This window comes from Acrocarpospora pleiomorpha (genome assembly GCF_009687885.1).
Classification (GTDB): Bacteria; Actinomycetota; Actinomycetes; order Streptosporangiales; family Streptosporangiaceae; genus Acrocarpospora; species Acrocarpospora pleiomorpha.
On sequence record NZ_BLAF01000021.1, the window covers coordinates 15,681 to 36,952 of the forward strand.

17 protein-coding genes and 1 pseudogene are annotated in these 21,272 nt (G+C 69.5%); 9 read left to right on the forward strand and 9 right to left on the reverse strand.

The features are described from left to right. Nucleotides 1-141 precede the first annotated feature (141 nt). The 5 genes from Aple_RS19780 to Aple_RS19800 are packed head-to-tail and all read right to left on the reverse strand — an operon-like array spanning nucleotide 142 to nucleotide 6,136. Nucleotides 142-1,224: a Glu/Leu/Phe/Val dehydrogenase family protein gene (locus Aple_RS19780; protein ID WP_155346119.1), complete on the reverse strand. Its 1,083-nt coding sequence runs from the start codon at nucleotides 1,222-1,224 to the stop codon at nucleotides 142-144. Then, the gene (locus tag Aple_RS19785) at nucleotides 1,206-2,237 is read right to left on the reverse strand and encodes a dipeptidase (protein ID WP_155346120.1); all 1,032 of its coding nucleotides are present in this window, start codon (nucleotides 2,235-2,237) and stop codon (nucleotides 1,206-1,208) included. Before Aple_RS19785 ends, Aple_RS19780 begins: the two co-directional genes overlap by 19 nt. After that, on the reverse strand, nucleotides 2,234-3,481 hold the full coding sequence (locus Aple_RS19790; RefSeq protein ID WP_170321570.1) for a serine hydrolase domain-containing protein: 1,248 nt from the start codon (nucleotides 3,479-3,481) through the stop codon (nucleotides 2,234-2,236). Before Aple_RS19790 ends, Aple_RS19785 begins: the two co-directional genes overlap by 4 nt. 14 nt (nucleotides 3,482-3,495) lie before the next feature. Beyond that, on the reverse strand, nucleotides 3,496-4,902 hold the full coding sequence (locus Aple_RS19795; protein ID WP_155346122.1) for an MFS transporter: 1,407 nt from the start codon (nucleotides 4,900-4,902) through the stop codon (nucleotides 3,496-3,498). Between the two features lie 19 nt (nucleotides 4,903-4,921). Further along, complete coding sequence (locus tag Aple_RS19800; RefSeq protein ID WP_155346123.1) at nucleotides 4,922-6,136, reverse strand: NAD(P)/FAD-dependent oxidoreductase; 1,215 nt, start codon at nucleotides 6,134-6,136, stop codon at nucleotides 4,922-4,924. Between the two features lie 74 nt (nucleotides 6,137-6,210). Here Aple_RS19800 and Aple_RS19805 point away from each other — a divergent pair, with 74 nt between their 5' ends. Both Aple_RS19805 and Aple_RS19810 read left to right on the forward strand, forming a co-directional pair. After that, the gene (locus tag Aple_RS19805; protein WP_246264630.1) at nucleotides 6,211-7,140 is read left to right on the forward strand and encodes an ornithine cyclodeaminase family protein; all 930 of its coding nucleotides are present in this window, start codon (nucleotides 6,211-6,213) and stop codon (nucleotides 7,138-7,140) included. 78 nt (nucleotides 7,141-7,218) lie between these two features. Then, the gene (locus tag Aple_RS19810; RefSeq protein WP_155346124.1) at nucleotides 7,219-7,911 is read left to right on the forward strand and encodes a GntR family transcriptional regulator; all 693 of its coding nucleotides are present in this window, start codon (nucleotides 7,219-7,221) and stop codon (nucleotides 7,909-7,911) included. Between the two features lie 57 nt (nucleotides 7,912-7,968). Here the strand turns inward: Aple_RS19810 and Aple_RS19815 are convergent, their stop codons facing one another. Both Aple_RS19815 and Aple_RS19820 read right to left on the reverse strand, forming a co-directional pair. After that, nucleotides 7,969-9,264: an APC family permease gene (locus tag Aple_RS19815; protein ID WP_155346125.1), complete on the reverse strand. Its 1,296-nt coding sequence runs from the start codon at nucleotides 9,262-9,264 to the stop codon at nucleotides 7,969-7,971. A 200-nt stretch (nucleotides 9,265-9,464) separates the two neighbouring features. Continuing rightward, nucleotides 9,465-10,367: a LysR family transcriptional regulator gene (locus Aple_RS19820; protein WP_155346126.1), complete on the reverse strand. Its 903-nt coding sequence runs from the start codon at nucleotides 10,365-10,367 to the stop codon at nucleotides 9,465-9,467. Between the two features lie 106 nt (nucleotides 10,368-10,473). On the opposite strand from Aple_RS19820, the gene Aple_RS19825 reads away from it, so the two are divergent. The 3 genes from Aple_RS19825 to amaB are packed head-to-tail and all read left to right on the forward strand — an operon-like array spanning nucleotide 10,474 to nucleotide 14,605. After that, nucleotides 10,474-11,637, forward strand: a complete 1,164-nt coding sequence (locus Aple_RS19825) for an NAD(P)/FAD-dependent oxidoreductase (protein ID WP_218038419.1) — start codon at nucleotides 10,474-10,476, stop codon at nucleotides 11,635-11,637. Nucleotides 11,638-11,659: 22 nt separating this feature from the next. Beyond that, nucleotides 11,660-13,045 carry a 2-oxoadipate dioxygenase/decarboxylase gene (gene hglS, locus Aple_RS19830; protein WP_155346127.1) on the forward strand — a complete coding sequence of 462 codons (1,386 nt, stop codon included), beginning with the start codon at nucleotides 11,660-11,662 and terminating at the stop codon, nucleotides 13,043-13,045. Between the two features lie 30 nt (nucleotides 13,046-13,075). Next, on the forward strand, nucleotides 13,076-14,605 hold the full coding sequence (amaB, locus tag Aple_RS19835) for an L-piperidine-6-carboxylate dehydrogenase (RefSeq protein ID WP_155346128.1): 1,530 nt from the start codon (nucleotides 13,076-13,078) through the stop codon (nucleotides 14,603-14,605). Nucleotides 14,606-14,700: 95 nt separating this feature from the next. On the opposite strand, the gene Aple_RS19840 is transcribed toward amaB, so the two are convergent. Both Aple_RS19840 and Aple_RS19845 read right to left on the reverse strand, forming a co-directional pair. Beyond that, nucleotides 14,701-15,846 (reverse strand): Glu/Leu/Phe/Val family dehydrogenase, encoded by a 1,146-nt coding sequence (locus Aple_RS19840; protein ID WP_155346129.1) that lies wholly within the window; start codon nucleotides 15,844-15,846, stop codon nucleotides 14,701-14,703. 12 nt (nucleotides 15,847-15,858) lie between these two features. Continuing rightward, on the reverse strand, nucleotides 15,859-18,720 hold the full coding sequence (locus tag Aple_RS19845) for an FAD-binding and (Fe-S)-binding domain-containing protein (protein ID WP_246264632.1): 2,862 nt from the start codon (nucleotides 18,718-18,720) through the stop codon (nucleotides 15,859-15,861). 145 nt (nucleotides 18,721-18,865) lie between these two features. Here Aple_RS19845 and Aple_RS19850 point away from each other — a divergent pair, with 145 nt between their 5' ends. The 4 genes and pseudogenes from Aple_RS19850 (at nucleotide 18,866) to Aple_RS52120 (ending at nucleotide 21,257) form a co-directional block, all read left to right on the forward strand. Continuing rightward, the gene (locus Aple_RS19850) at nucleotides 18,866-19,774 is read left to right on the forward strand and encodes a LysR family transcriptional regulator (RefSeq protein WP_155346130.1); all 909 of its coding nucleotides are present in this window, start codon (nucleotides 18,866-18,868) and stop codon (nucleotides 19,772-19,774) included. 209 nt (nucleotides 19,775-19,983) lie between these two features. Then, the gene (locus tag Aple_RS52115; protein ID WP_170321567.1) at nucleotides 19,984-20,235 is read left to right on the forward strand and encodes a DUF6055 domain-containing protein; all 252 of its coding nucleotides are present in this window, start codon (nucleotides 19,984-19,986) and stop codon (nucleotides 20,233-20,235) included. Then, a pseudogene (locus Aple_RS56320) lies at nucleotides 20,171-20,314 on the forward strand (DUF6055 domain-containing protein); the annotation flags it as partial. The gene Aple_RS52115 and the pseudogene Aple_RS56320, both read left to right, overlap by 65 nt. A gap of 148 nt (nucleotides 20,315-20,462) precedes the next feature. Next, entirely contained in the window at nucleotides 20,463-21,257 is a 795-nt protein-coding gene (locus Aple_RS52120; RefSeq protein ID WP_246264634.1) for a cellulose binding domain-containing protein, read from the forward strand. The last annotated feature ends 15 nt before the right edge of the window (nucleotides 21,258-21,272 follow it).

Here is a 21,272-nt window from a genome sequence, read left to right on the forward strand (position 1 = left end):
CGCAAGTGCGATTGTTCATACCGCCGCCAGGACCCATGCGCGCTTCGCCCAGCTCCGTGATGGTCAGGGTGCATCCAGCCGCTGCGGTCCCGTTTGCCGGCGCGGACGAAAGCACCGTTGACCCGAGGGTCGAAACGGTGGCTAGGGAGGAAAGGCGTGTGCGCCATTTCCTGTGGGGTCGGTGAGGCGTGCGATCGCGTCCGCCAGCGCCGTCGCCAGTGGCGTCACCCCGTCTCGTTCGGCGCGGGTGAACACCGAGGCGAGCCGGTCGCCGATCCGCCGCACGTCGGACAGCGCCGCCTCGGGGGAGATCCCGTCCAGAGACACCTCGACGCCGTAGATGACACCGCCCGCGTTGACGATGAAGTCGGGTGCCCAGAGAACTCCCCGCTCGGCCAGGGTATCGGCCACCGCGTCGTCGGAGAGCTGGTTGTTGGCCGGCCCGACGATCGCCGCGCACCGCAACCGGGGCACGGTGTCCGGGGTGAGGATCCCGCCGAGGGCCGCGGGAACGAGGAGATCGGTCTCGGTGAACAGGGCTTGACCGGGCTCGGTCCAGTCGGCGCCGAGCTCGCCAGCGATCGCCTGCCTGGCCGGGTCGATGTCGGAGACGGTGAGCTTGGCCCCGGCGGCGGCGAGCCGCCGGGCCAGCCGCTGCCCCACCTGCCCGAGCCCGACCACGCAGGCGCGGCGGCCGTTGAGGTCGGCCGTCCCGAACACCTGGCGTGCGGTGGCTTCGATCGCGGCGTACACCCCGACCGAGGTCGGCTCCGCCGGTTCTCCTATCCCGCCGACGCTTGTCGGCAGGCAGTCCGCCCATGGCGTCTGTTCGCGGACGATGAGCATGTCCTCGGCGTGCATCCCGACGTCCTCACCGACGATGAACGCTCCGCCGAGGCTGTCGACGAGGTCACCGAGGTCCCGCAATACCGCTTCACGGCGCTCGGCCGACAGCACGGTGCCCGGGGGCAGCGCGATGACGGCCTTTCCGCCGCCGTGCGCCAGACCGGCGGCCGCGTTCTTCAGGGACATGGCCGCCGACAGCCGCAGGGCGTCGGTGAGACCGTCGCGCCAGTGGGGGTAGGTCCACAGGCGCGCGCCACCGACGGCGTTGCCAAGCGTTGTCGAGTGCACCGCCGCGATGACCGGAAGGCCGGAGCGTCTGCCGTGGTGCAGCACGACCCGCTCGTGGTCGAAAGCCGTGTCTACTGTGGAATCTTGCATGATGTCCCTTGGAGAACGCGGACGAAATTGGCGCCGAGGATCTTGCGGATCACCGGCTCGGAAAAGCCGTGGTGGAGCAGGGCGTCGGTGACCAGCGGCAGGCCGGCGGGCCCTTCGAGACCGGGTACCAGGATCTCTGTGTTGGTGCCTTCGAGAATCAGTGGCCGGTCGCACGTGGGAACCTTCTCCTCGAACACTTCGGCGATGAAGTCGCTGCCGAGCCCGACGTGGTCTTCCCCGGCGACGTCCACGATGTGCGCGATGTGCTCGACCAGGTGCTCGATCCTGGGTTTCTCGTGGGTGAGGAATCCGGCGAAGAAGTTCACCCCGATCACGCCGCCGGTGGCGGCGATCCCGCGCAGCTGGTCATCGGTGAGGTTGCGGTGGTGCCGGTACACGGCGTAGGCGCACGAGTGCGTCGCGACGACCGGCCTGGTCGCCAGCTCCAGGATGTGCTCGACGCTGGCGCGTCCCACGTGCGAGACGTCGATCAGCACACCCAGCTGATCGAGCAGGGCGACCGCGTCGACCCCGGCCTTGGTGAGCCGGCCGCCGGTGGCGTCCTCCGCGGATCCGTCCGCGAGCATGGTGCGGCCGTAATGGGTGAAGGACACGATCCGCACACCGAGGCGTGCCAAGGTCTGGAGCAGTTCGATGTCGTCGTCGATCTGCGGGCATCCTTCGAGGGCGAGCACCAGCGCGATGCGGCCCGAGGTCAGTGCGGCATCGATCTCCGCGCCGGTGCGGCACAAGGCGACGACGTCGGCGTTTCCCTCGGCGATCCGATGCGCCGCCTCGATCATCCGCAGCGATTCCCGCAGGGCGCCCTCCGGCCGGAATTCGTGGTCGATGTACACGGGAAGCACCTGCACGTCGACGCCACCCTCGCGCAGCTGCGGGTACCAGCGTTCGCGGAAGTACGACGCCCACACCGATCGCGGGCGCCGCACGACCAGCATCAGCAGATCGTTGTGGGCGTCGGCGACGACGGCCTCGTGGTGCAGCCGGATCATTCCGCCTCCGCTTCCCGGTGCAGCACCCGCAGGGCGGCATGCAACCGGCGAGGCGTCCGGCCGGCCATGTCGAAGAAGGAGAGCTCGGTCTGGATCTCGTCGAAATCGACCCAGAACGCGTCCCCCTCCTGGTGGCGCAGGGCTACTTCGGGCCCGCCCAGCGGATTCGAAGTGAACAGCGTGCCCTCCTCGACCCGGATATCGATTGCGAAGTTGGGCGAGATGTACCGCCCGGCGTACCGCTCGGGATCACTGGGGCCAGGCCCGGCAGGCGGCGCCGGCTCGGGCGTGCCGAGCATGGCGTGCACGACCGCGCGGCCGGCCCGTTCGCCCTGCGGGTAGTTGGTCACCACCGCGACGGCGCGGTCGTTGCCGGGCTCGGCGAACGCCAGCACGGATGTGCCGCCGATGTGCGCCACCGCTTGCCGCCCCATGCGCGGCAGCGACCAGCCCAGGCCCCAGCCGGACACGCGCAAAGACCGTCCGGGCAAGGTGATCTGGGAGGCACACATCTCGGCGGCGAGTTCGGCGGGAAGCAACTCCCGCCCGTCGGCGGTGCGGCCCGTAGCGCACGCGAACGCGAGCAGGGCGGCGTCGCGGGCGGTGCCGTGCAAAGTCGAGCCGGCGGCCTCGTACAGCTTCCCGACACGGGGCCACATCTCTCCCGGCCGCAGCCCGCCGTGGCCGTCGGAAATCAGCTCGGGGACGAACGACGGGGCAGGCTCGGTGGTCACTCCGGTCGCCCCGACCGGTCCGAGGATCCGGTCTGTCAACTGCTTTTCCCACGACGAACCGCTCACGCGCTCGATCAGCCGGCCGAGCACGACGTAACCGGAGTTCGCATAGGAATGTGTCTCGCCAGGCGCGCCGGTCACGCCCGCCTTCCCGACCGCCGCCAGCAGTTCGTCGAAGCCGCCGTAACGCTGCCACACATCCGCCAGGCCGCCGGAGTGGCACAGCAGCATCCGGATCGTGACCTCATTCGCGTGCGGGCCCAAGGCGGCGGCCTCGGGCACGTGCGCCACAACGGGATCGTCGAACGAGACCGATCCGGCCGCCACGAGTTGCGCGACCATCGTGGCGGTGAGCACCTTGGTCACCGAGCCGAAGGCGAACGTCGGGGTGGGGCCGGCGGGGCCGGCCACCGCCTCGGTCGCGTGACCGTCCTCGAGCACGCAGGCGGCGGCGACCGCCTGCTGGGGGCAGGCGTCCCGGAGAACCTCGTTCAGCATCGCGGGTTTCACAATCATCCTCCTCATCAGGCAAGGGCCATTTCATCCTGTGCCGTGGTCTCGATCCTGGCCGGTAGGGCAAAGCTCAACAGCACGGCCACGACGACCACGGCGGCACCGACCACGAAAGCGGTACGGAAGTCGCTCCATGCCGGCACGGCTGCCCCTCCCGCGGCGAGCATCCCGGCGCCGACCTGAGCGCCCAGCGCTCCACCGACGGCCTTGATCACGAAAGTCATGCCGCTGACGCTCGCGGTGCGCTCGCCCGGGACGGTGGTCAGGACGATGTTCATCGACTGGGTGAGCGCCAGGCCGATGCCCGCCCCGGCCAACGCCGTCGCGAGGAACAGTACCCACGCCTGGGAGGCGCCGAGCAGGGCGAGGTTCGCGGCGGTCAGCAGCGCCGCACCCAGCGCCATCACCGCGCGAGCGCCGATCGCGCGTTCCAGACGTCCGGTCAGCGGCGCGACCAGGGTGCCGACGAGCCCGAGCGGCACCAGGGACAGGCCGGTCAGCGTCGCCGACCCGCCCAGCCCGTACCCGGTGCTGACCGGCAACTGGACCAGCATAGGCACCAGCACGAAGATGGTGAAGCTGCCGAACCCGACCACGAACGAGACCACGCACACCAGCAACACCGACCGGGTCCCCAGCATGCGAAGATCCACCAGCGGCGTTTCGGTGCGTACTTCGACGACGGCGAACACGCCGAGCACCACAAGCGACGCGGCCACCAGACCGAGGAACCTCCCGGACGTCCAGCCCCACGACGAACTCTCGGTGATGGCCACCAGCAGGCCGGTGAGCCCCAGCCCGAGCAGCACCGCACCGGGCCAGTCGAGCCGGCCGGACTCCCGTGGCGGGCAGGAGGGCACGACGAACCACGCCGCGACGAACGCCAGGCCGATCAGCATCAGCGGGAACCAGAACAGCCAGGTGTACGGCATGCGCGCGACGATCGACCCGGCGATCAGCAGCCCGACCGCCGTCGCCAGCGCGGAGGCACCGATGAGCATGCCGCTGCCCGCCTTCATTCGGTTCGGCGATTGCGTGTCGCGGATGATCCCGACCGACAGGGGGATCAGTCCGAGCCCGGCGCCTTGCAGCAGTTGGCCGATGGCGAGCACCAGCACCGATTTCGCCAGTGCGGCCACGATCGTGCCCACGCCGACGATGGCGAGCACCCAGAGCAAAATACGGCGTTTGTCCCGGATGTCGGCCAGCCTGCCGACGACCGGGGTCGCCACCGCGCCCGCGAGAAGGACACCGGTGAAGACCCACGCGATCGCGGGAGTCGACGCGCCGACCGCTTTCTGGATCAACGGCACGGCCGGGGCGAGCACGGTTTCCAGACCGTTGTAAGCGAAAGCCGCGAGCACGAGCACCGCGAGGACGGCCCGGGAACGGTCCGGGAGGGGGGTGGGAGCGGTCATGGCGGAACCCTTCGGGGTTTCAGGAGGAACGGAGTGGAATGCCTTTCTGGGTGACCAGGTGGGCGACTATCCGGCCGGTGGCCGGTGCGAGGGTGACACCGAGGGGGCCGTGACCGGTGGCCGCGACGAGGTTGTCGCGCACCAGGCGGATGATCGGTAGCCCGCTGGGGGTCATCGGCCGGGCGCCGCGCCACGCTATGCCGGGGTCGGCGATCGTGCGCATCGCGGGGATCGCCGCTTCGGCGACGGCGCGCAGCGTGGCGATGGCCTCCGGGCGCGGCGCCTGCGACGCCCGCCCGCCGAACTCCATCCCGCCGGTCATGCGGATCCGGTCCGGGCCGGAGTTCACCACGACGTGCTCGTCGGCGAACTGCACCGCATGGCGCAGCAGGGAAGCGTGCGTCGGCAGGGTGAGGCTCCAGCCGTAGCCGGGCTCCACCGGCAGCCGGACGCCGAACAACCGGCCGACCGCGGCCGTGTCGGCACCGGTCGCAAGGACGAACGCCTTTCCGGCAACGGTCGGACCGGTGGTCTCCACCGCCTCGATCCGGCCGGCGACGGTCCGTACGCCGACCACTCGCTCGGCGTGGAACACCGCCCCGTGCCGTACGGCGGCCTCGGCGAAGGCCCGGGTCGTGCGCTCCGGATCGAGGGCGGTGTCGCCCGGGAATCGGATGGCGCCGACGAACCCGCTCGCCAGGCCGGGTTCGATCGCGGCGAGGGCGTCGGGGCCGAGTTCTTCGGAACGCACCCCGATCGCGGCGAGCCTGCGTGCCGTGCGCACCTCGGCCGCCCACGTCCGCCGGTCGCGGGCGAGGTGCAGGAAGCCGTCGCTCCACAGGGGAAAGTCCGCTTCGGACCGGAGCTGGTCGTAGCCGCGCCGGCTGAACTCGGCCAGCTCGTGCAGCACCCTCACGTCCCGCCACGCCCGGCCCGGCCGCGAAGCCAGCACGAACCGGGCAAGCCAGGCAAGGGTGCGCGCTGACACCGGACTGGCCAGCGTGGACGGGGCTCTTCCCAGCAATGAACGGAGTCCGGTGATCAGAGCGTCCGGATTGGACATGGGCAGGGTGTAGCTGGGCACGACCAGGCCGGCGTTGCCAGCGGAAGCGCCTTTTCCGGGCGCGGGGTCGAGCACCACTACGTCGATTCCCGACCGGGCAAGGAAGTAGGCCACGCAACTGCCCACCACGCCGCCGCCGATCACGACGACATCCGCCCGTTCCGGGGTCATCCGGCCTCCTTGATGGTTGAGTCCCTTAGGTGTAATACCTTATATATGAGGTGTCAATAGTGGAGGAGAGAATCGTGACCGCTGCCGATCAGGTGATGAGCGCGAGTGAGATCCGGGCGCGCGTGCTCATGCCCGATGCCATCGAGGCGATCCGCGCCATGCTGCGGGAAGTCGCGGCGGGGAATTTCACGATGCCGCCGCGCCTCCACCTCGGAGACGGGCGTGTCCTGGTGATGACCGCTTATCACCGTCCGACCGGTGCCGCGGCCGTCAAGACGCTCAGCGTCGAGTTCGACCGGACGCCGGCGATCACGGGCACGGTGCTGTGGACCGATCCGGCGCAGCGATGGGTAGCGGACGCGGAGGCCATCACGACGATCCGCACCGGTGCCATCGTCGGTGCGGCCACCGATGTTCTCGCCGGACCGCACGCGTCCGTGCTCGTCCTGCTCGGCACCGGCGGCCAGGCCGCCGACCAGGTGCGAGCCGTGCAGGCCGTCCGGCCTCTGACCGCACTGACGGTGTTCGACCTCGATCCCGCCCGGGCCGAGTCCTTCGCCGAGGCGATGGCGGCAGAACTGCCCGGCGTCCGGGTGCGGATCGCAGGGCGCGTCGCCGATGCCCTGGCGGATGCCGAGATCGTCTGCTGCGCGACACCGTCGAGTACTCCCCTGTTTCCCCTCCAGGCCCTGCCGCCGCAGGTGCATGTCAACGCCATCGGTTCGTTCCGGCCCACCATGCGGGAACTGCCCGACGAACTCATCGCCACGGCCGACCTGGTGGTCGTCGAGCACTTGCCGGCGGCGATGAGCGAGGCGGGCGAGATCATCCACGCGCTCAACCGTGGTTCCCGCCCACGCGGGGAGATCCAGGAGCTCGCGCCGCTGCTCGGCACCCGCCCGGAGACGACAGGACGTACGGTGTTCAAGACCGTCGGCATCGCCGCGCAGGACTGGGCCATCGCCCGGCTGCTCGCCCACCAGTCGGTCGCGGCATCGGCGTGAGACCTGCGATACCTCACACATGAGGTTCAACCGATCTATGCTTGACGGCGGCAAGCTTTCGACATCGAGGGGGTTCGCATGTCCGGTCCGGTCGCAGCGGACAAGCCGTCCACGGGGCTTCGACGCCACAGCCTGCGTGAGGACGCGGCCGATGCGATTCGGGCGCAGATCGTGTCCGGAGAACTCCGGCCCCAAACGCTCTACGCCATCGGCCGCGTCGCCGAGCAGCTGCAGGTTTCGATCACACCCGTCCGCGAAGCACTACTCGACCTGGCCAAGGAAGGGCTGATCGAGATGGTGCGCAATCGCGGCTTCCGCATTCGCGTGCTCACCGACGCCGAGCTGGACCAGACCCTGCAGATCCGGCTCATGCTGGAAGTCGGCGCTGTCCGTGAGATCACCGCACAGGGCCTGATCGATGACTTCGCCGCCCTACGCGACCTCTCCGACCGCGCTCAAAAGGCCGCCGAAGCCGGCGATTGGGTCGGCCTCGTCGGCATCGACCGGGAGCTGCACCTGATGCTGCTGGGGTACCTCGGCAACCCCCGGCTGGTGGACATCGTCGGCCAGCTCCGCGACCAGGCGCGGCTCTACGGCTTCGACGGCATAGCCGGCAGCCAAAGGCTCCTTGCCTCCACCCGGGAACACGACGAACTGCTCGACGCCATCGAAGCAGGCCGGACCGAAGACGCCGCCCAGCTGATGAGCCGGCACCTCAAGCATGCCCGCGGGATCTGGGCGGGTATGGCCGAGGGCCGGTCCGCCGACTGAACGAACCGGCCCTCGCGGCGAGGGGTGAACGGTGCCCGAGGCTCTCCGGCGCCGCCGTCACGCCTCGCCGACGGGTGCGGCTGCGACCCGTCGCAGCCCCTGGACGGCCAGCACGACAATCCCGACCAGCAGCCACCCGAGCCCGATCAGCTGGGCGTAACGGCTGGAAGAAGCCAGGATCGCGGCGGTGACCAGGCCACCCGCGAGCGGCACGAGGAGGTGCGGGACCAACCGGAATGTGCCTTCCCGCCGGAAGTAGGCGAAGACAGAGATGTGCAGCAGCACAAACGCCGACAGTGCTCCGATGTTGACAAGGCTGGCGAGCACGGAGAGCCCGTCGGCGAACAGGGAGGCAGGCAGCGCAATCGCTACGGTGATCGCCGCCGACAGCAGGGTCGCGTTGACCGGCGTGTGCGTCCTGGCCGATATCACCGCCAGCGCGCGGGGCAGCCGGCGATCGGCGGACATCCCGTAGATCAGACGGCTGCCGGCGGCCATGGCGACCATGGCGGCGAACGCGGCACCGACGGCCTTGACGACACCGAGCGCGGTGGCGACCCAGGACGAGATCGAGGCTTGGACCGCGCTGTAGTAGGTGGCGCCCTGCAGCGCGGCGTCGGCCGTCAACTGCCCGGGGGTGACCGGGTTGATGAGCGCGCCGAGATAGGTCTGCGCCACGAAGGCTACGCCGACGATGACAAGGCAGGTCAACGTCGCCTTGCTGACCACGCTGGGTGTGCCCGCGTTCTCCTCGGCGAACGCGGTGATGGCGTCGAACCCCAGGAAGGAGAGCACCGCGATGGACACACCGTGCAGGACACTCATGACGTCGAAGCCGCCGCCGACACCGGTCAGCGGGGAGAGGGTCTCGCGGGTGGCGCCCTCCGTGCCGAGGAAGTGGATGGCGCCGACTACGATCACCAGCAGGATCACGGCCTCGGCGACGATCACCGCCGCTCCGGCCTGTGAGGCGACCTTGGCGCCGACGAGATTGAGCCCCGTGGTGATGACCAGTGCCGCCACCGTGAACACCCACACCGGGATGGACGGAATGAAAGAGTTCATGGCGAGGCCGGTCACCACGTAGCAGAGCCCGGGAACCAGGATGTAGTCCAGCAGGACCATCCAGCCCGCGATGAACCCGGTGCGGGGACCGATGCCGGTGCTGGCGTAGGCGAACACCGAACCGGCTTTGGGTACCACGCGCGCCATCTGGGCGTACGACGCGGCGGTGAATCCCATGGCGATGCAGGCCACGATGTAAACCAGCGCGACAGCGCCGCCACTGACCGCGTCGATCGGACCGAAGACGCTCACCGGAGCCAGCGCACCGATCAGGAGCAACCCCAGCATGACCAAGTGCGAGAACCCGAGGTTGCGGCTCAATCCCCTGTTGCCACCGTATTGCGTGACAGTGCTCTGACTCACGGTCGGCCCTACCCTTCTTTGGATTGAGGTGTAAGGTATTACACCTCGTAGGGAACGGCAAGGGACCCCCGCAGCCGGACTGCGCAGGGGCTGAGTGACGCCTCGGTGCTCGCGGGGTACCGGAGTCATTCCCCGGCTGTGGCCAGCTTTCGGAGGACACCGATGAGCGCCGCCACCGTCGGGCGGCTCTGCGCCGTGGCGCGCACGATGACGACAATGTGCCGCTCGAACCGCTCGGTCAGGTCGACGACCCGGAACCGGGACGGCCGCAGCCGGAGCATGAGGTCCGTGACCGGGGTGATCCCAACGCCCGCCTCGACGAGCGCGAGGGAGGCGGCGGTGTCGGTGACCTGGTGGCGGACGTGGGGTTCGACCCCCGCGCGCCGGCAGACCGTAAGGATCGCCTGCCCGTAGTGGGTGTCGAGGTCCGGCAGGATCCAGCCGAGATCACGGGCGTCGGCCAGGCTGATCTCCCGTGCTCCGGACAGCACGCCTTCGGGCAGGGCGAGCGAGAACCGTTCTCGCAGCATACGGATCAACCGCAGCGCGGGGTCGCGCGGGATCGGCACGTCGGGATAGTCCAGTCCGAGGGCGAGGTCGACCGACCCGGCGGCGACGGCGTCGTAGACCTCGTCGACCACCATTTCCCGGCTGTGCACGGTCAGGCCGGGGTGCTCGTTCTGAGCGCGCGCGAGGGCGAGCGGCAGGATCTCCGCGGCGGCGGTGGCGAACAGGCCCACGTGCAGCACGCCCGAGACCGTGTGCGTGGTGCGTTCCAGGGCAGCGACGGCGTCCGCCGCGATGCCCAGCATCCGCTCGGCGTGGGCGGCGAGTGCGCGACCGGCGTCGGTAAGTTCGACCCGGCGTCCCACCCGGCGCAGCAGCGCCATCCCGGCGGCCCGCTCCAGCGCCCCCAGTTGCTGGGAGACCGCGCCTGGCGTGTAGCCGAGCGCCTCGGCTGCCGCGGTGACCGTGCCCCGCCGCGTCAGTTCGACCAGGGAGCGCAACTGCGCGCTCGTCCATTCCATTTAAGGATTCTAAATAATCCATGGAAAGAAGTGTCAATAGACGTCAACGATCTCGGGACTCACCATGGGGAGGTCGTCCAGGCACTCCAGGAAAGGGTCGCTTTCGATGTCGCGAACTCCACTGCCCGACAGCGCTTCCGTCGTCGTCATCGGCGGCGGGGTGATCGGCACCAGTATCGCGTTCCATCTCGCCGAAGCGGGCGTCACCGACGTGGTGCTGCTCGAGCGGGGAGAGCTGGGCTGTGGTTCGACCTGTCGCGCCGCGGGCGGGGTGCGCGCCCAGTTCTCTGACGAGCTCAACATCGCACTGGGGACGCGCAGCCTCGAAGCGTTCACCCGGTTCGGCGAGCGGCCTGGGCAGGAGATCGACCTGCACCAGGTCGGTTACCTGTTCCTGCTGTCCACTCAGGATGATGTCGCGGCATTCGAGCGCGATGTCAAGCTGCAGAACGAACTCGGCGTGACAAGCCGGATGATCGACGTGAACGAGGCGCGGCGGCTCTCGCCGATGATCGACACCGAGGGAGTGCTGGCGGCGGCGTTCTCGCCTGACGACGGGCACTGCACTCCGGAGTCGGTCGTGCTGGGGTACGGGAACGCCGCGCGGCGGAGGGGCGCGGTCCTGCGCACCGGCACGACCGTGCTCGGCCTAGAACGATCCGGCGATCGAGTGACCGCAGTGGTCTCCGACCAGGGAAAGATCGCAACGGACACCGTCATCTGTGCTGCGGGCGCCTGGTCGGCCGCGATCGGCGACATGGCCGGCGTCGAGTTGCCGGTCCAGCCGTTGCGACGGCAGGTGATGTTCACTGAGCCGATGCCCGACCTGCCGCCGGTGGTGCCCTTCACGATCGACTTCGCCACATCGTTCTACTTCCACCGGGAGGGCCGGGGCCTGCTGCTCGGCATGTCCGATCCGGACCAGAAACCAGGATTCCACCTGGATTACGCGGAGGACTGGTTGCCGCGCCTGGGCGAGGCGATCGAGACGCGCGCGCCGCGGTTGCTGGACGTCGGCCTGAAACCCGGTTGGGCCGGGCTGTACGAGGTCACCCCGGACCACAACGCTCTGCTCGGACGGGCCGAGGAGACGGTCAACTTCCTTTATGCCACGGGCTTTTCCGGCCACGGTTTCCTGCAGGCGCCGGCCGTCGGGGAGGTGATCCGGGACCTCTACCTGGAGCGCGAGCCATTCCTCGACGTGAGCCCACTGAGCACAGCGCGGTTCGCGCCGGGAGCGTTCACCCGGCCTGAAACGCACATCGTGTGATCCGCGAATCGAGAGGAAAGCAGTGACGACCATCAGACAGTGGCAGTTGCGCGCCGAGTTCGCGCGCCGACTGTCCGATATGTACGGCCGCGAAGTGCCCGCCTACACCACGCTGGTCGACGTCTCCCGCGAGGTCAACGCCGCGGTGCTGGAGCGATCGGGCGCCGACGCCGAGCGGCTCGGCTCGATAGCCCGGGTGACCGCTGAGCGGCATGGAGCGATCCGGGTCGGCACACCGAGGGAATTGCAGCAGGTTGCCCGGATCTTCGGCGCCCTGGGCATGCACCCGGTCGGTTTCTACGACCTGCGTGAGGCCGCCACCAGCGCGGTGCCGGTCATCTCGACGGCCTTCCGCCCGATCGAGGCGGACGAACTGGCCCGTAATCCGTTCCGCGTGTTCACCTCCCTGCTCACCCCCGGGGACCCGCGGTTCTTCGACGATGATCTGCGGGCCCGCCTGGCGAACTTCCTGGCCGGACGTGAGCTGTTCCCGCCGGAGCTGATCGATCTCGCGGACCGGGCCGAACGGGAGAAGGAGCTGCCGCAGGCCCAGGCCGAGCGCTTTCTGAACCTCGCGGTGGGGTCGTTCGCGCTGTCGGGTGAACCCGTCGACAAGGCGTGGTACGAGACGCTGGAACAGGTGTCGGCTGTCGCCGCCGACATCGGTGGGGTGCGCAGCACCCACATCAACCACCTCACCCCGCGCGTGCTCGACATCGACGAGTTGTACCGCACGATGACCGAACGCGGCATCGAGATGATCGACGCGATCCAGGGCCCGCCACGCTGGGAGGGACCGGATGTCCTGCTGCGCCAGACATCCTTCCGGGCCCTGGCCGAACCACGCCGGATGCGCCTGGCCGACGGCAGCGTCACCACCGGAGCACTGCGGGTCCGGTTCGGTGAGGTGGAGGCGCGGGGAATCGCGCTGACCCATAGGGGGCGCGCGCGCTATGACCTGCTTCTGGAGGAGACCGACCGGCGTGCCACCGAGTCCGGGTGGGACGAAGCCGCGCGAACCGTGTGGCGGGAGGGTTTCCCCGGCACCGAACGCAGCCTCATCGACGAAGGGCTGGCGTTCTTCACCTATCGCCTGCGTGATGACCGGCCTCGCCACGGACGGCCACCGACGGGCGTGACCGACCTGCTCGATCAGGGCTGGCTGCGGGCCGAGCCGATCGTCTACGAGGATTTCCTGCCCCGCTCGGCCGCCGGGATCTTCCAGTCGAACCTCAGTGGCGAAGGAACGCGGGACAACACCCGCGAAGGCGTCGGGTACGACCTGGACTGGTTGGCAGGGGAAATCGACCGGGACATCCACGACCCGTTCTCGCTCTACGAACAGCAGCAGAGCGCATCGATCGCCGAGGTCGCCAAGGCACTCGACCTCGCCGGCGAGCTCGGATGATTTCCCTTCGCGCCTTGGAAAGGACCACTGATGTCAGATAACACCCTGCTCAGCACCGACGCGATCCGGGAGCGGGCGCTGAGCGCCCTCCGGCGCGTCGGCATCACGGCCCCCGAGGGCACCGGCCTCACCGCACGCACTCCGATCACCGGCCGGCCGCTGTTCGAGCTCGCCGCTACCACCGCGGAACAGGCCGAACAGGCGGTCACCGCAGCGCAGACGGCATTCCGCACGTGGCGGACCACACCCGCCCCTGTCCGGGGAGAGTTGGTGCGGCGGCTCGGTGATCTGCTGCGCGAGCACAAGGACGATCTCGCCGACCTGATCACCGTGGAGGTTGGCAAGATCCGCTCCGAGGCGCTCGGTGAGATCCAGGAGATGATCGACATCTGCGACTTCGCGGTCGGTCTGTCACGGCAGCTCTACGGCCGCACGATCGCTTCCGAGCGTCCCGGTCACCGGCTTGCCGAGACCTGGCATCCGCTCGGCGTCGTGGGCGTCATCTCGGCGTTCAACTTCCCGGCGGCGGTCTGGTCCTGGAATACCGCCATCGCCCTGGTCTGTGGTGACACGGTGGTGTGGAAGCCATCGGAGCTGACCCCGTTGATCTCGCTGGCGTGCAGCCACCTGCTGGACCGTGCGGCCGTTGAGGCCGACGCGCCTCGCGAGGTGCACCGGCTGCTGCTGGGCAACCGCGGCATCGGAGAGAAGCTCGTCGACGACCCGAGGGTCGCCCTGATCAGCGCGACCGGCTCGACCCGGATGGGGCGCGAGATAGGGCCGAGGGTGGCTGCCCGGTTCGGACGCAGCCTGCTCGAACTGGGTGGCAACAACGCCTCGATCGTGGCCCCATCGGCCGATCTCGAACTGGCTCTGCACGGCATCGTGTTCGCCGCCGCCGGTACGGCCGGGCAGCGGTGCACGACCCTGCGCCGGCTGATCGTGCAGCGAGACCTCGCCGACGAAGTGGTCGACCGGCTCACCGCCGCCTACCGGAAGCTGCCCATCGGTGACCCGTTCGCCGACGGCACTCTCGTCGGACCGCTGATCACCGCCGCGGCCGCCGAGGGCATGCGCCACGCCCTCGCCCGGGCGGAGGCCGAGGGCGGCAAGGTCCTCGTCGGCGGCGGTCGCAGGCTGGCGGACGAGGCGCCGGACGCGGCCTACGTGGAGCCCGCCCTCGTCCGGATGCCGGAGCAGACCGCAGTGGTACGCGAGGAGACCTTCGCCCCCATCCTGTACGTGCTGACCTATGACGACTTCGACGAGGCGATCGCGCTGAACAACGCTGTGCCGCAGGGACTGTCGTCGTCGGTGTTCACCCGCGACCAGCAGGAGGCCGAGCGGTTCGTGGCGGCGGATGGATCCGACTGCGGTATCTCCAACGTCAACATCGGCACCTCGGGCGCGGAGATCGGTGGCGCGTTCGGCGGTGAGAAGGAGACCGGTGGCGGGCGAGAATCCGGTTCGGACGCCTGGCGGGCTTACATGCGCCGTGCCACCACCACAGTCAACTACTCCAGCCGGCTGACGCTGGCGCAGAACGTCAGCTTCCTCTGACGCGACAACGAGAAACCGCCACGGCCGGGTCAGCGGGCCGCGGCGGTTTCTCGTCCTGTGCCCAGCCACCGGCCGGACGACGTCGGAGTCCGCGCTCAGCCGGCCCCGAGCCAGCCCTTGCTCCGCATCGCGGCGCGCACACGGTCCTCGGCCAGCCGCCGCGCCGCCTGGTGTGGCGTGATGTTCGCGCCCGCCGCCTCCTCGAGGACCGTTCGAGAGTTACTCCGCAGCTTGTCCGAGATCGTCGCGAACACCTCCCTGGTACCGGGCCGGAATCCGGAGTAGCGGGAGTCCATGGCGAACGCCGCGGCGATCACACCACCGGCATTCGCGACGAAGTCGGGGACCACGGTGATGCCCCTCGCGGCGAGGACGGTCTGCGCGGCCGGGGAAGTGGGCAGGTTCGCGCCTTCGACGACGAGACCGGCCTTGACCGCGTGCGCGGTCTTTTCGTCGATGACGTCCTGCAATGCGGCCGGAACCAGGATGTCGCAGTCCACGAGGAGTTCCTGACCCGGCGGCAATGCGGTGCCGCCGAAGTGTGTGACGAAGGCGTCGCCGTACTCGTCACAGGCCTTGCCCAGCTCCGTGACGTCGAGGCCGGCCGGGTGGTGGATGGCCCCATGCGCGGTGGAGACCGCCACGATGGCGGCTCCGAGCTCGCCGAGACGTTCCGCCGCGGCCCGCCCCACGGCGCCATAGCCCTGGATCGCAACCCGGGAACCGGCCAGCGGGCGGCCGATCAGTTCAGCACTCGCGTCGGCCGCCTCGGCCACCCCGAAGCCGGTGACACCGAGCTGGTCGTAGGCGACACCGCCGAGGTGGGACGGTGTGCCGACAGCGGCTCCACGGTCGCCGAGCTCGTCCTGGATGATCGCGGCGTCGTCCTCGGTCAGCCCCATGTCGAGCCCGAACACGTAATCGCGGGGGACCTCGTTGTGCAATGCGCGGGCGAACGCGCGCAGGATCGCCTCCTTGTCGGGCGACGTCGGGTCGGCGACGATACCGGCCTTGGCCCCGCCATAGAACAGATCGACCACCGCCCACTTCCAGGTCATGTTACGGGCCAGCCGGGCCACCTCGGTGACGGTCACCGTCGGCGCCATGCGGGTGCCGCCCTTGCCGACGCCCCGGGCCGCGTTGTCGATGACCAGCACACCCCTCATCCCCGTGCGGCGGTGTGAGACGACGACGATCTTCTCGGGGCCCCACTCGTCGACGAGATCGAGCGCGTCGGTCATGTCAGTTCCCTCTCATGTGGACAGTCGGGTGGCGATGAGCTCGGCCACGTGCGTGGCCGTCCGGTCCGTGGCCTGGGCGATCTGAGTGCGGCAGCTGAATCCGTCGGCGAGCACCACGGTGTCGGGCGCGGCAGCTCGAACGGCGGGCAGCAGCACCTGCTCTCCAGCGGCGATCGACACGTCGTAGTGGCCGTCCTCGAAGCCGAAGTTGCCGGCCAGGCCACAGCATCCGGAGTCGAGAACCTGGTTGTCCACTCCGGCCGCGGCCAGCAGCGCGGCGTCGGCGCCGAATCCGGACGTGGCGTGCTGGTGGCAATGCGTCTGCGACAGGGAGGTCACCTCGATCCGCGGTGGCTTCCATCCGGGAGTGCGTTGGGTGAGCAGTTCCGCGAACGTGCTTATCGCGTCGGCAAGTCCGCGGGCGACCGGATCGTCGGCGAGGAGATCCGGCAGGTCGGTTTTCAGCGCCGCGGTGCAGCTGGGTTCGAGCCCGACGACCGGGATGCCGCGATCGACGACCTCTGTGAGTGCCCGGGTGGTGCGAGCGGCGACGCGGCGGGCGATTCCGAGTTGCCCGGTGGTGATCCACGTCAGGCCGCAGCACTGGGTGCCCCTGGGAACCTGGACACGGTAACCGGCGTGCTCCAGGACCACAACGCCGGCTTGAAGAACCTGAGGGCTGAAGTGGTTGTTGAAGGAGTCGACCCACAGCAGCACCGGTCCGCGATGGCCATCCCCGCGCGGGTCGCGTGCGCGGAACCAGTCGAGAAAGGTGCGCTCGGCGAACCGCGGGATCTCCCGCTGCGCCGCGATCCCGCCCGCCTTCTTGAGCAACGGGGCGAGCCGGGACGAGGTCACCGCGTTGACCAGGCGGGGCGTGCGTGCTGCGACGCGGGACAGCAACGGCAGCCAGCCCATCGAGTAGTGCGAGGCAGGCCGGATGCGTCCGGAGTAGTGCTGGTGCAGGAACTCGGACTTGTAGCTCGCGACGTCCACGCCGACGGGGCAGTCGACGCTGCATCCCTTGCAGGACAGGCACAGGTCGAGGGCATCACGGACCTCCTCGGACCGCCACCCGCTGGTGATCACCTCGCCCTGGGTCATCTCGTACAGCAGGCGGGCTCGGCCGCGGGTGGAGTCTCGTTCGTCTCTGGTCACCCGGTAGCTCGGGCACATCACCCCGCCGGCGGGCGCGTGCGACCGGCAGCGGCCCACACCCACACACCGGCGGGTGGCCTTGGCGAAGTCGCCGCCATCGGCGTGGAACGGCAATACCGTGGTCAGCGGGAGGCCGGCCCGGGTGGGGCTGATGCGCAGGTTCCCGTCGACCGGCAGTGGACGCACGATCATGCCGGGGTTGAGTCCGTTGTCGGGGTCCCAGGCTGCTTTGAACCGCTCGAACAGCGTGATGACCTCAGGAGGGTAGAGCAGCGGCAGAAGCTCCGAACGGGCTTGGCCGTCCCCGTGCTCTCCGGAGAGCGAGCCGCCGTGGGCGGCGACGAGCTTCGCCGCGTCGGTGACGAACGCGCGGAACGTGTCGACGCCGTGCTCGGTCGTGAAGTCGAAGTCGATCCGTACGTGCAGGCAGCCTTCGCCGAAGTGGCCGTAGACCGCGCCGCGGCGGCCGTGCCGCCCGAGTAGCGTCGAGAATCCGCGGAGGTACGGGCCGAGTTCGGCCGGGGGGACTGCCGCGTCCTCCCAGCCGGGCCATGCCTCGGAGCCGTCGGGCAGCCGGGTGGCCAGGCCGGCGCCGTCCTCGCGGATCCGCCAAAGACGTTTCGATCGGTCGGGGTCGGTCACGGTTTCCGCGCCGGTGAAACCCGCGGCCGGGACAGCGGCCGTGACCAGTGCGGCCGCTGCCTCCTCGAGCGCGCCCCGGTAGCCGCCGAGCTCGGCGAACAGCCAGGCGTTCCCGGAGGGCAGCGTCACGATGGTCGCGCGAGTCTCGGGCCGGGTGACCACGTCGGTGAGCGACCGGTCCAATCCTTCGAGCGCGAGCAGCCCGGTCTGTCCGAGCAACGCCGGGACCGCGTCCGCGGCCTGGAACGCGTTCTCGAAGCCGAGGACGACCAGCGCCCGCGCTGGGGGCTGTGGCACCAGGCGCAGCGTCGCCGAGAGGATGATCGCGCAGGTGCCCTCGGACCCGACCAGTGCGCGGGCCAGGTTGAACCGGTGCTCGGGCAGCAACTGCTCGAGCGCGTACCCGGAGACCTGGCGCGGGAACCGGCCCAGCCGGGTCCGCAGCACCTCCAGATCGCCCTGGACCAGTTCGTGTAGCCGGGCGATCAGCTCGCCGCGCTCCCCGCCTTCCTCGATCGCGGCGGTGATCTCATCGCGGGTCATCTCGCCCAGGGTCAGTACGGTCCCGCGGTAGGTCACGACCTCGAGCTCGATGACATTCTCCGACGTCCGTCCCCACGCGAGCGAGTGTGAGCCGCACGCGTTGTTGCCGATCATGCCGCCGATCGTGCAGCGGCTGTGTGTCGAGGGGTCGGGCCCGAACACCAGCCCGTGCGGGGCGACCGCGGCCTGCAGGTCGTCGAGCACGATGCCGGGGTGCACGACGGCGCGCCGGCCTTGCGGATCCAGCTCCAGCACCCGGTTGTAGAAGCGCGAGAAGTCCAGGACCACGCCCTCGCCGACGGCCTGGCCGGAGGTACTGGTGCCGGCGCCCCGGCAGGTGATCGGGACCCCCAGCTCACGGCACACCGCGACGGCGTTGATGACGTCCTGGCGGGTGCGGGGGAACACGACCGCGCGGGGCACCCGCCGGTAGTTCGACGCATCGGCGGCGTACTGCGCGCGCCGACCTCGGTCCGCGGCGACCTCGCCGCAGCCGCGTTCCCGCAGCGCCAGCTCCAGTCGGTCGGGCACCGGCGTTCAACTCCTTCCTCAGCGGGTCCTGCGGTCCACGATCGCGCGTGCGGGGAGCCGAAACCAAGAGCAAGGAGACCGACAGAATTTGCGATGAAGGGCAAAGGATGCTTATCCTCCCGGCTGAGGCGACGAAGGGCGCGGGATGTACCGACTGCATCATCTGGTCACGCTGCAGGCCGTGCACCGGACGGGTTCGTTCGCGACCGCCGCTCGCGAACTGGGCTACACCTCCTCGGCGGTGTCGCAGCAGATCGCCGCGCTGGAGAAGGACACCGGGCTCGTGTTGTTCGACCGCGAGGCCCGCGGCGTGCGCATGACGGCGGCCGCGCACCGGCTGGTCGAGCTGAGCCGGCGCGTGCTGGCCAGTGTGGACGAACTGGAACACCAGGTTCGTCAACTGGCGACCGGTGCGTCCGGCCGGATCCGGCTGGGTAGCTTTCCGACCGGCAATGTCGGCCTGGTCCCGCGGGTGCTGCCGGACTTCGCCGCCGATCGTCCGGGTATCGAGGTGACGCTGGAGGAAGGTGAGCCCGACACCCTCGTCGGTGCGCTGGTCGAGGGTGCTCTCGATGTCGCGTTCCTCTACGAGTATGGGTTCTGTCCGCGGCAGTGGCCGGAGGATGTCACCACCGAGCCGCTGTTTCGCGAGGACCTGCTGCTGCTCCGCCGTGCCGGTAGCGGTCCGCCCGCTGAACTGTCCCGGTTGGCCGATCAATCCTGGATCACCAGCGCGGAGGGAACAGCCGGCGCCACGTCACTGACGCGGCTTTGCGCGGCAGCGGGATTCGTTCCGCGGATCCGTTTCCGCAGCAACAATTACGACGTCGTCAGAGAGCTTGTCGTCGGCATGGGTGGTGTCGCCGTCGCACCCGCATTGGGGCACCGAGCGGACAACCGCATCGATGCCACCCGACTGCATCACGAGCGAGCAAACCGGACAGTCCTGGCGGCTTACCGATCGAGCAACAGCGACCCGATCCTGGCGGACTTTCTCCGGGCCACGCGGCGAGCGGTGCCCGAACGTGTGCCCTATTTGACCAGCATGGTGTGACGAGCCGCAATGACACCCAGCCCGAAACTTACATGGCTGAGGCCGTACCCGCCGATGCCGGCTGGAGCTGATCGACAGAGCTTCTGCTCGTGGTCAGCGCGCTCTGGCGGCGGCGAGAGGATCCGCTGACCCGGCCGATCGGGTGAGACCACCTTGACATGATTTGTTTGAAAGGCAAACTATGTGGACCGACAAAGGTCTTGCCGGGTGTGGATCGGGTGCCTCGGCGCGGGTGGGCGATGCAGGTCTACCCCACCGTGGCCGTCGGCGACCTGACCCGGTTCATCCGCACCGAGCACCTGGCCTACAGCAGCAGCCGGCACCACTACGGCAACTGGATGCTGATGCAGTACATCCGTCAGCGCCGCCGGGCAGAACGGTCTCGCGGTCGGGTTCGTGGCCGTACGCAACGGGACACCGCGCTACAGCCCGGTGACCGTGATGACCGACAGCACGCTTAGCTTCCAGACACAGGCCGGTGAGCGGGAGGTGTACCTCGTCGTGGCGGGCACGCCGGGGGTCGTCCACAAGTACGCGTTCCTGGACGGGTACCCACGCAACTACCGCAACCCCTACCAGTTCCGCATCGAGGGGGCCGTACGGGCACGAGGCCGGGCACACCCGGCCCACCCCCACGGGCGGCCGGTGGCACTCCAACGGCGGCGGTTGGGTCGACAGCCGTGCCAACGTGCCGGCCAGCGCGTACGTGGGGCCACGTGCGGCGGTCTACGGCAACAGCACGGTCAGCGGCAACGCCCGGATCGAGGGCATGGCCTGGGTCAACAGCGGTGCCACAGTCACCGGCAACGCGATCGTCCGCGACAGCGCCCTGGTGCAGGGTGGCGCGAACCTCAGCGGGAACGTGGTCGTCGGCGGCGACGCCGAGCCGGCCATCGACTGCGGTTCGGGCACCTACCTGATGTTCAACCCCGACCGGGGCTGCAACGGCGCGGGCGGCGAGGCCGACGTGAACCCGGCGCACGGGACGTTCACCGATGCCGATCTGACGCTGGGTTCCGGCCCTTCCCCAAGCCCCAGCCCGTCACCGCCACCGCCACCGTCACCGTCGCCGAGCCCTTCACCGGGTCCCTCGCCCTCACCGAGCCCTTCCGGGGGTGCACGCACCTGCTCGGCTACCTACGTGATCACAAATGCCTGGCAGGGCGGCTTCCAGGGCGACGTGACCGTCCGGGCCGGCAGCTCGGCGATCACCGGGTGGACCGTGACCTGGACCTATACCAACGGCCAGGCGATCACGCAGTCGTGGAACGCCATGGTCACCAGTAGCGGCGCCGGCGTCACCGCCGGCAACGTGAGCTGGAACGGCAGCCTCGGGGCCGGAGCGACCACCGCGTTCGGCTTCCTCGCCAACGCCGGCGCAACCAACTCCGTACCCGCCTTGACCTGCACAGCGAGGTGGCGGACCCCCCTGCCGCCCACCGGCGGCAGGGGTTTCAGCCCCCGACCGTGTGACTCGCGATAGTCTCCGTCTGCTGGT

Excerpts from the sequence above, each read along its gene's own strand:
- Aple_RS19780 (WP_155346119.1), bottom strand. The coding sequence starts at position 1,224 with ATGCAAGATTCCACAGTAGACACGGCTTTCGACCACGAGCGGGTCGTG.
- Aple_RS19785 (WP_155346120.1), bottom strand. The coding sequence starts at position 2,237 with ATGATCCGGCTGCACCACGAGGCCGTCGTCGCCGACGCCCACAACGAT.
- Aple_RS19795 (WP_155346122.1), bottom strand. The coding sequence starts at position 4,902 with ATGACCGCTCCCACCCCCCTCCCGGACCGTTCCCGGGCCGTCCTCGCG.
- Aple_RS19800 (WP_155346123.1), bottom strand. The coding sequence starts at position 6,136 with ATGACCCCGGAACGGGCGGATGTCGTCGTGATCGGCGGCGGCGTGGTG.
- Aple_RS19810 (WP_155346124.1), top strand. The coding sequence starts at position 7,219 with ATGTCCGGTCCGGTCGCAGCGGACAAGCCGTCCACGGGGCTTCGACGC.
- Aple_RS19815 (WP_155346125.1), bottom strand. The coding sequence starts at position 9,264 with ATGCTGGGGTTGCTCCTGATCGGTGCGCTGGCTCCGGTGAGCGTCTTC.
- Aple_RS19820 (WP_155346126.1), bottom strand. The coding sequence starts at position 10,367 with ATGGAATGGACGAGCGCGCAGTTGCGCTCCCTGGTCGAACTGACGCGG.
- Aple_RS19825 (WP_218038419.1), top strand. The coding sequence starts at position 10,474 with ATGTCGCGAACTCCACTGCCCGACAGCGCTTCCGTCGTCGTCATCGGC.
- amaB (WP_155346128.1), top strand. The coding sequence starts at position 13,076 with ATGTCAGATAACACCCTGCTCAGCACCGACGCGATCCGGGAGCGGGCG.
- Aple_RS19840 (WP_155346129.1), bottom strand. The coding sequence starts at position 15,846 with ATGACCGACGCGCTCGATCTCGTCGACGAGTGGGGCCCCGAGAAGATC.
- Aple_RS19850 (WP_155346130.1), top strand. The coding sequence starts at position 18,866 with ATGTACCGACTGCATCATCTGGTCACGCTGCAGGCCGTGCACCGGACG.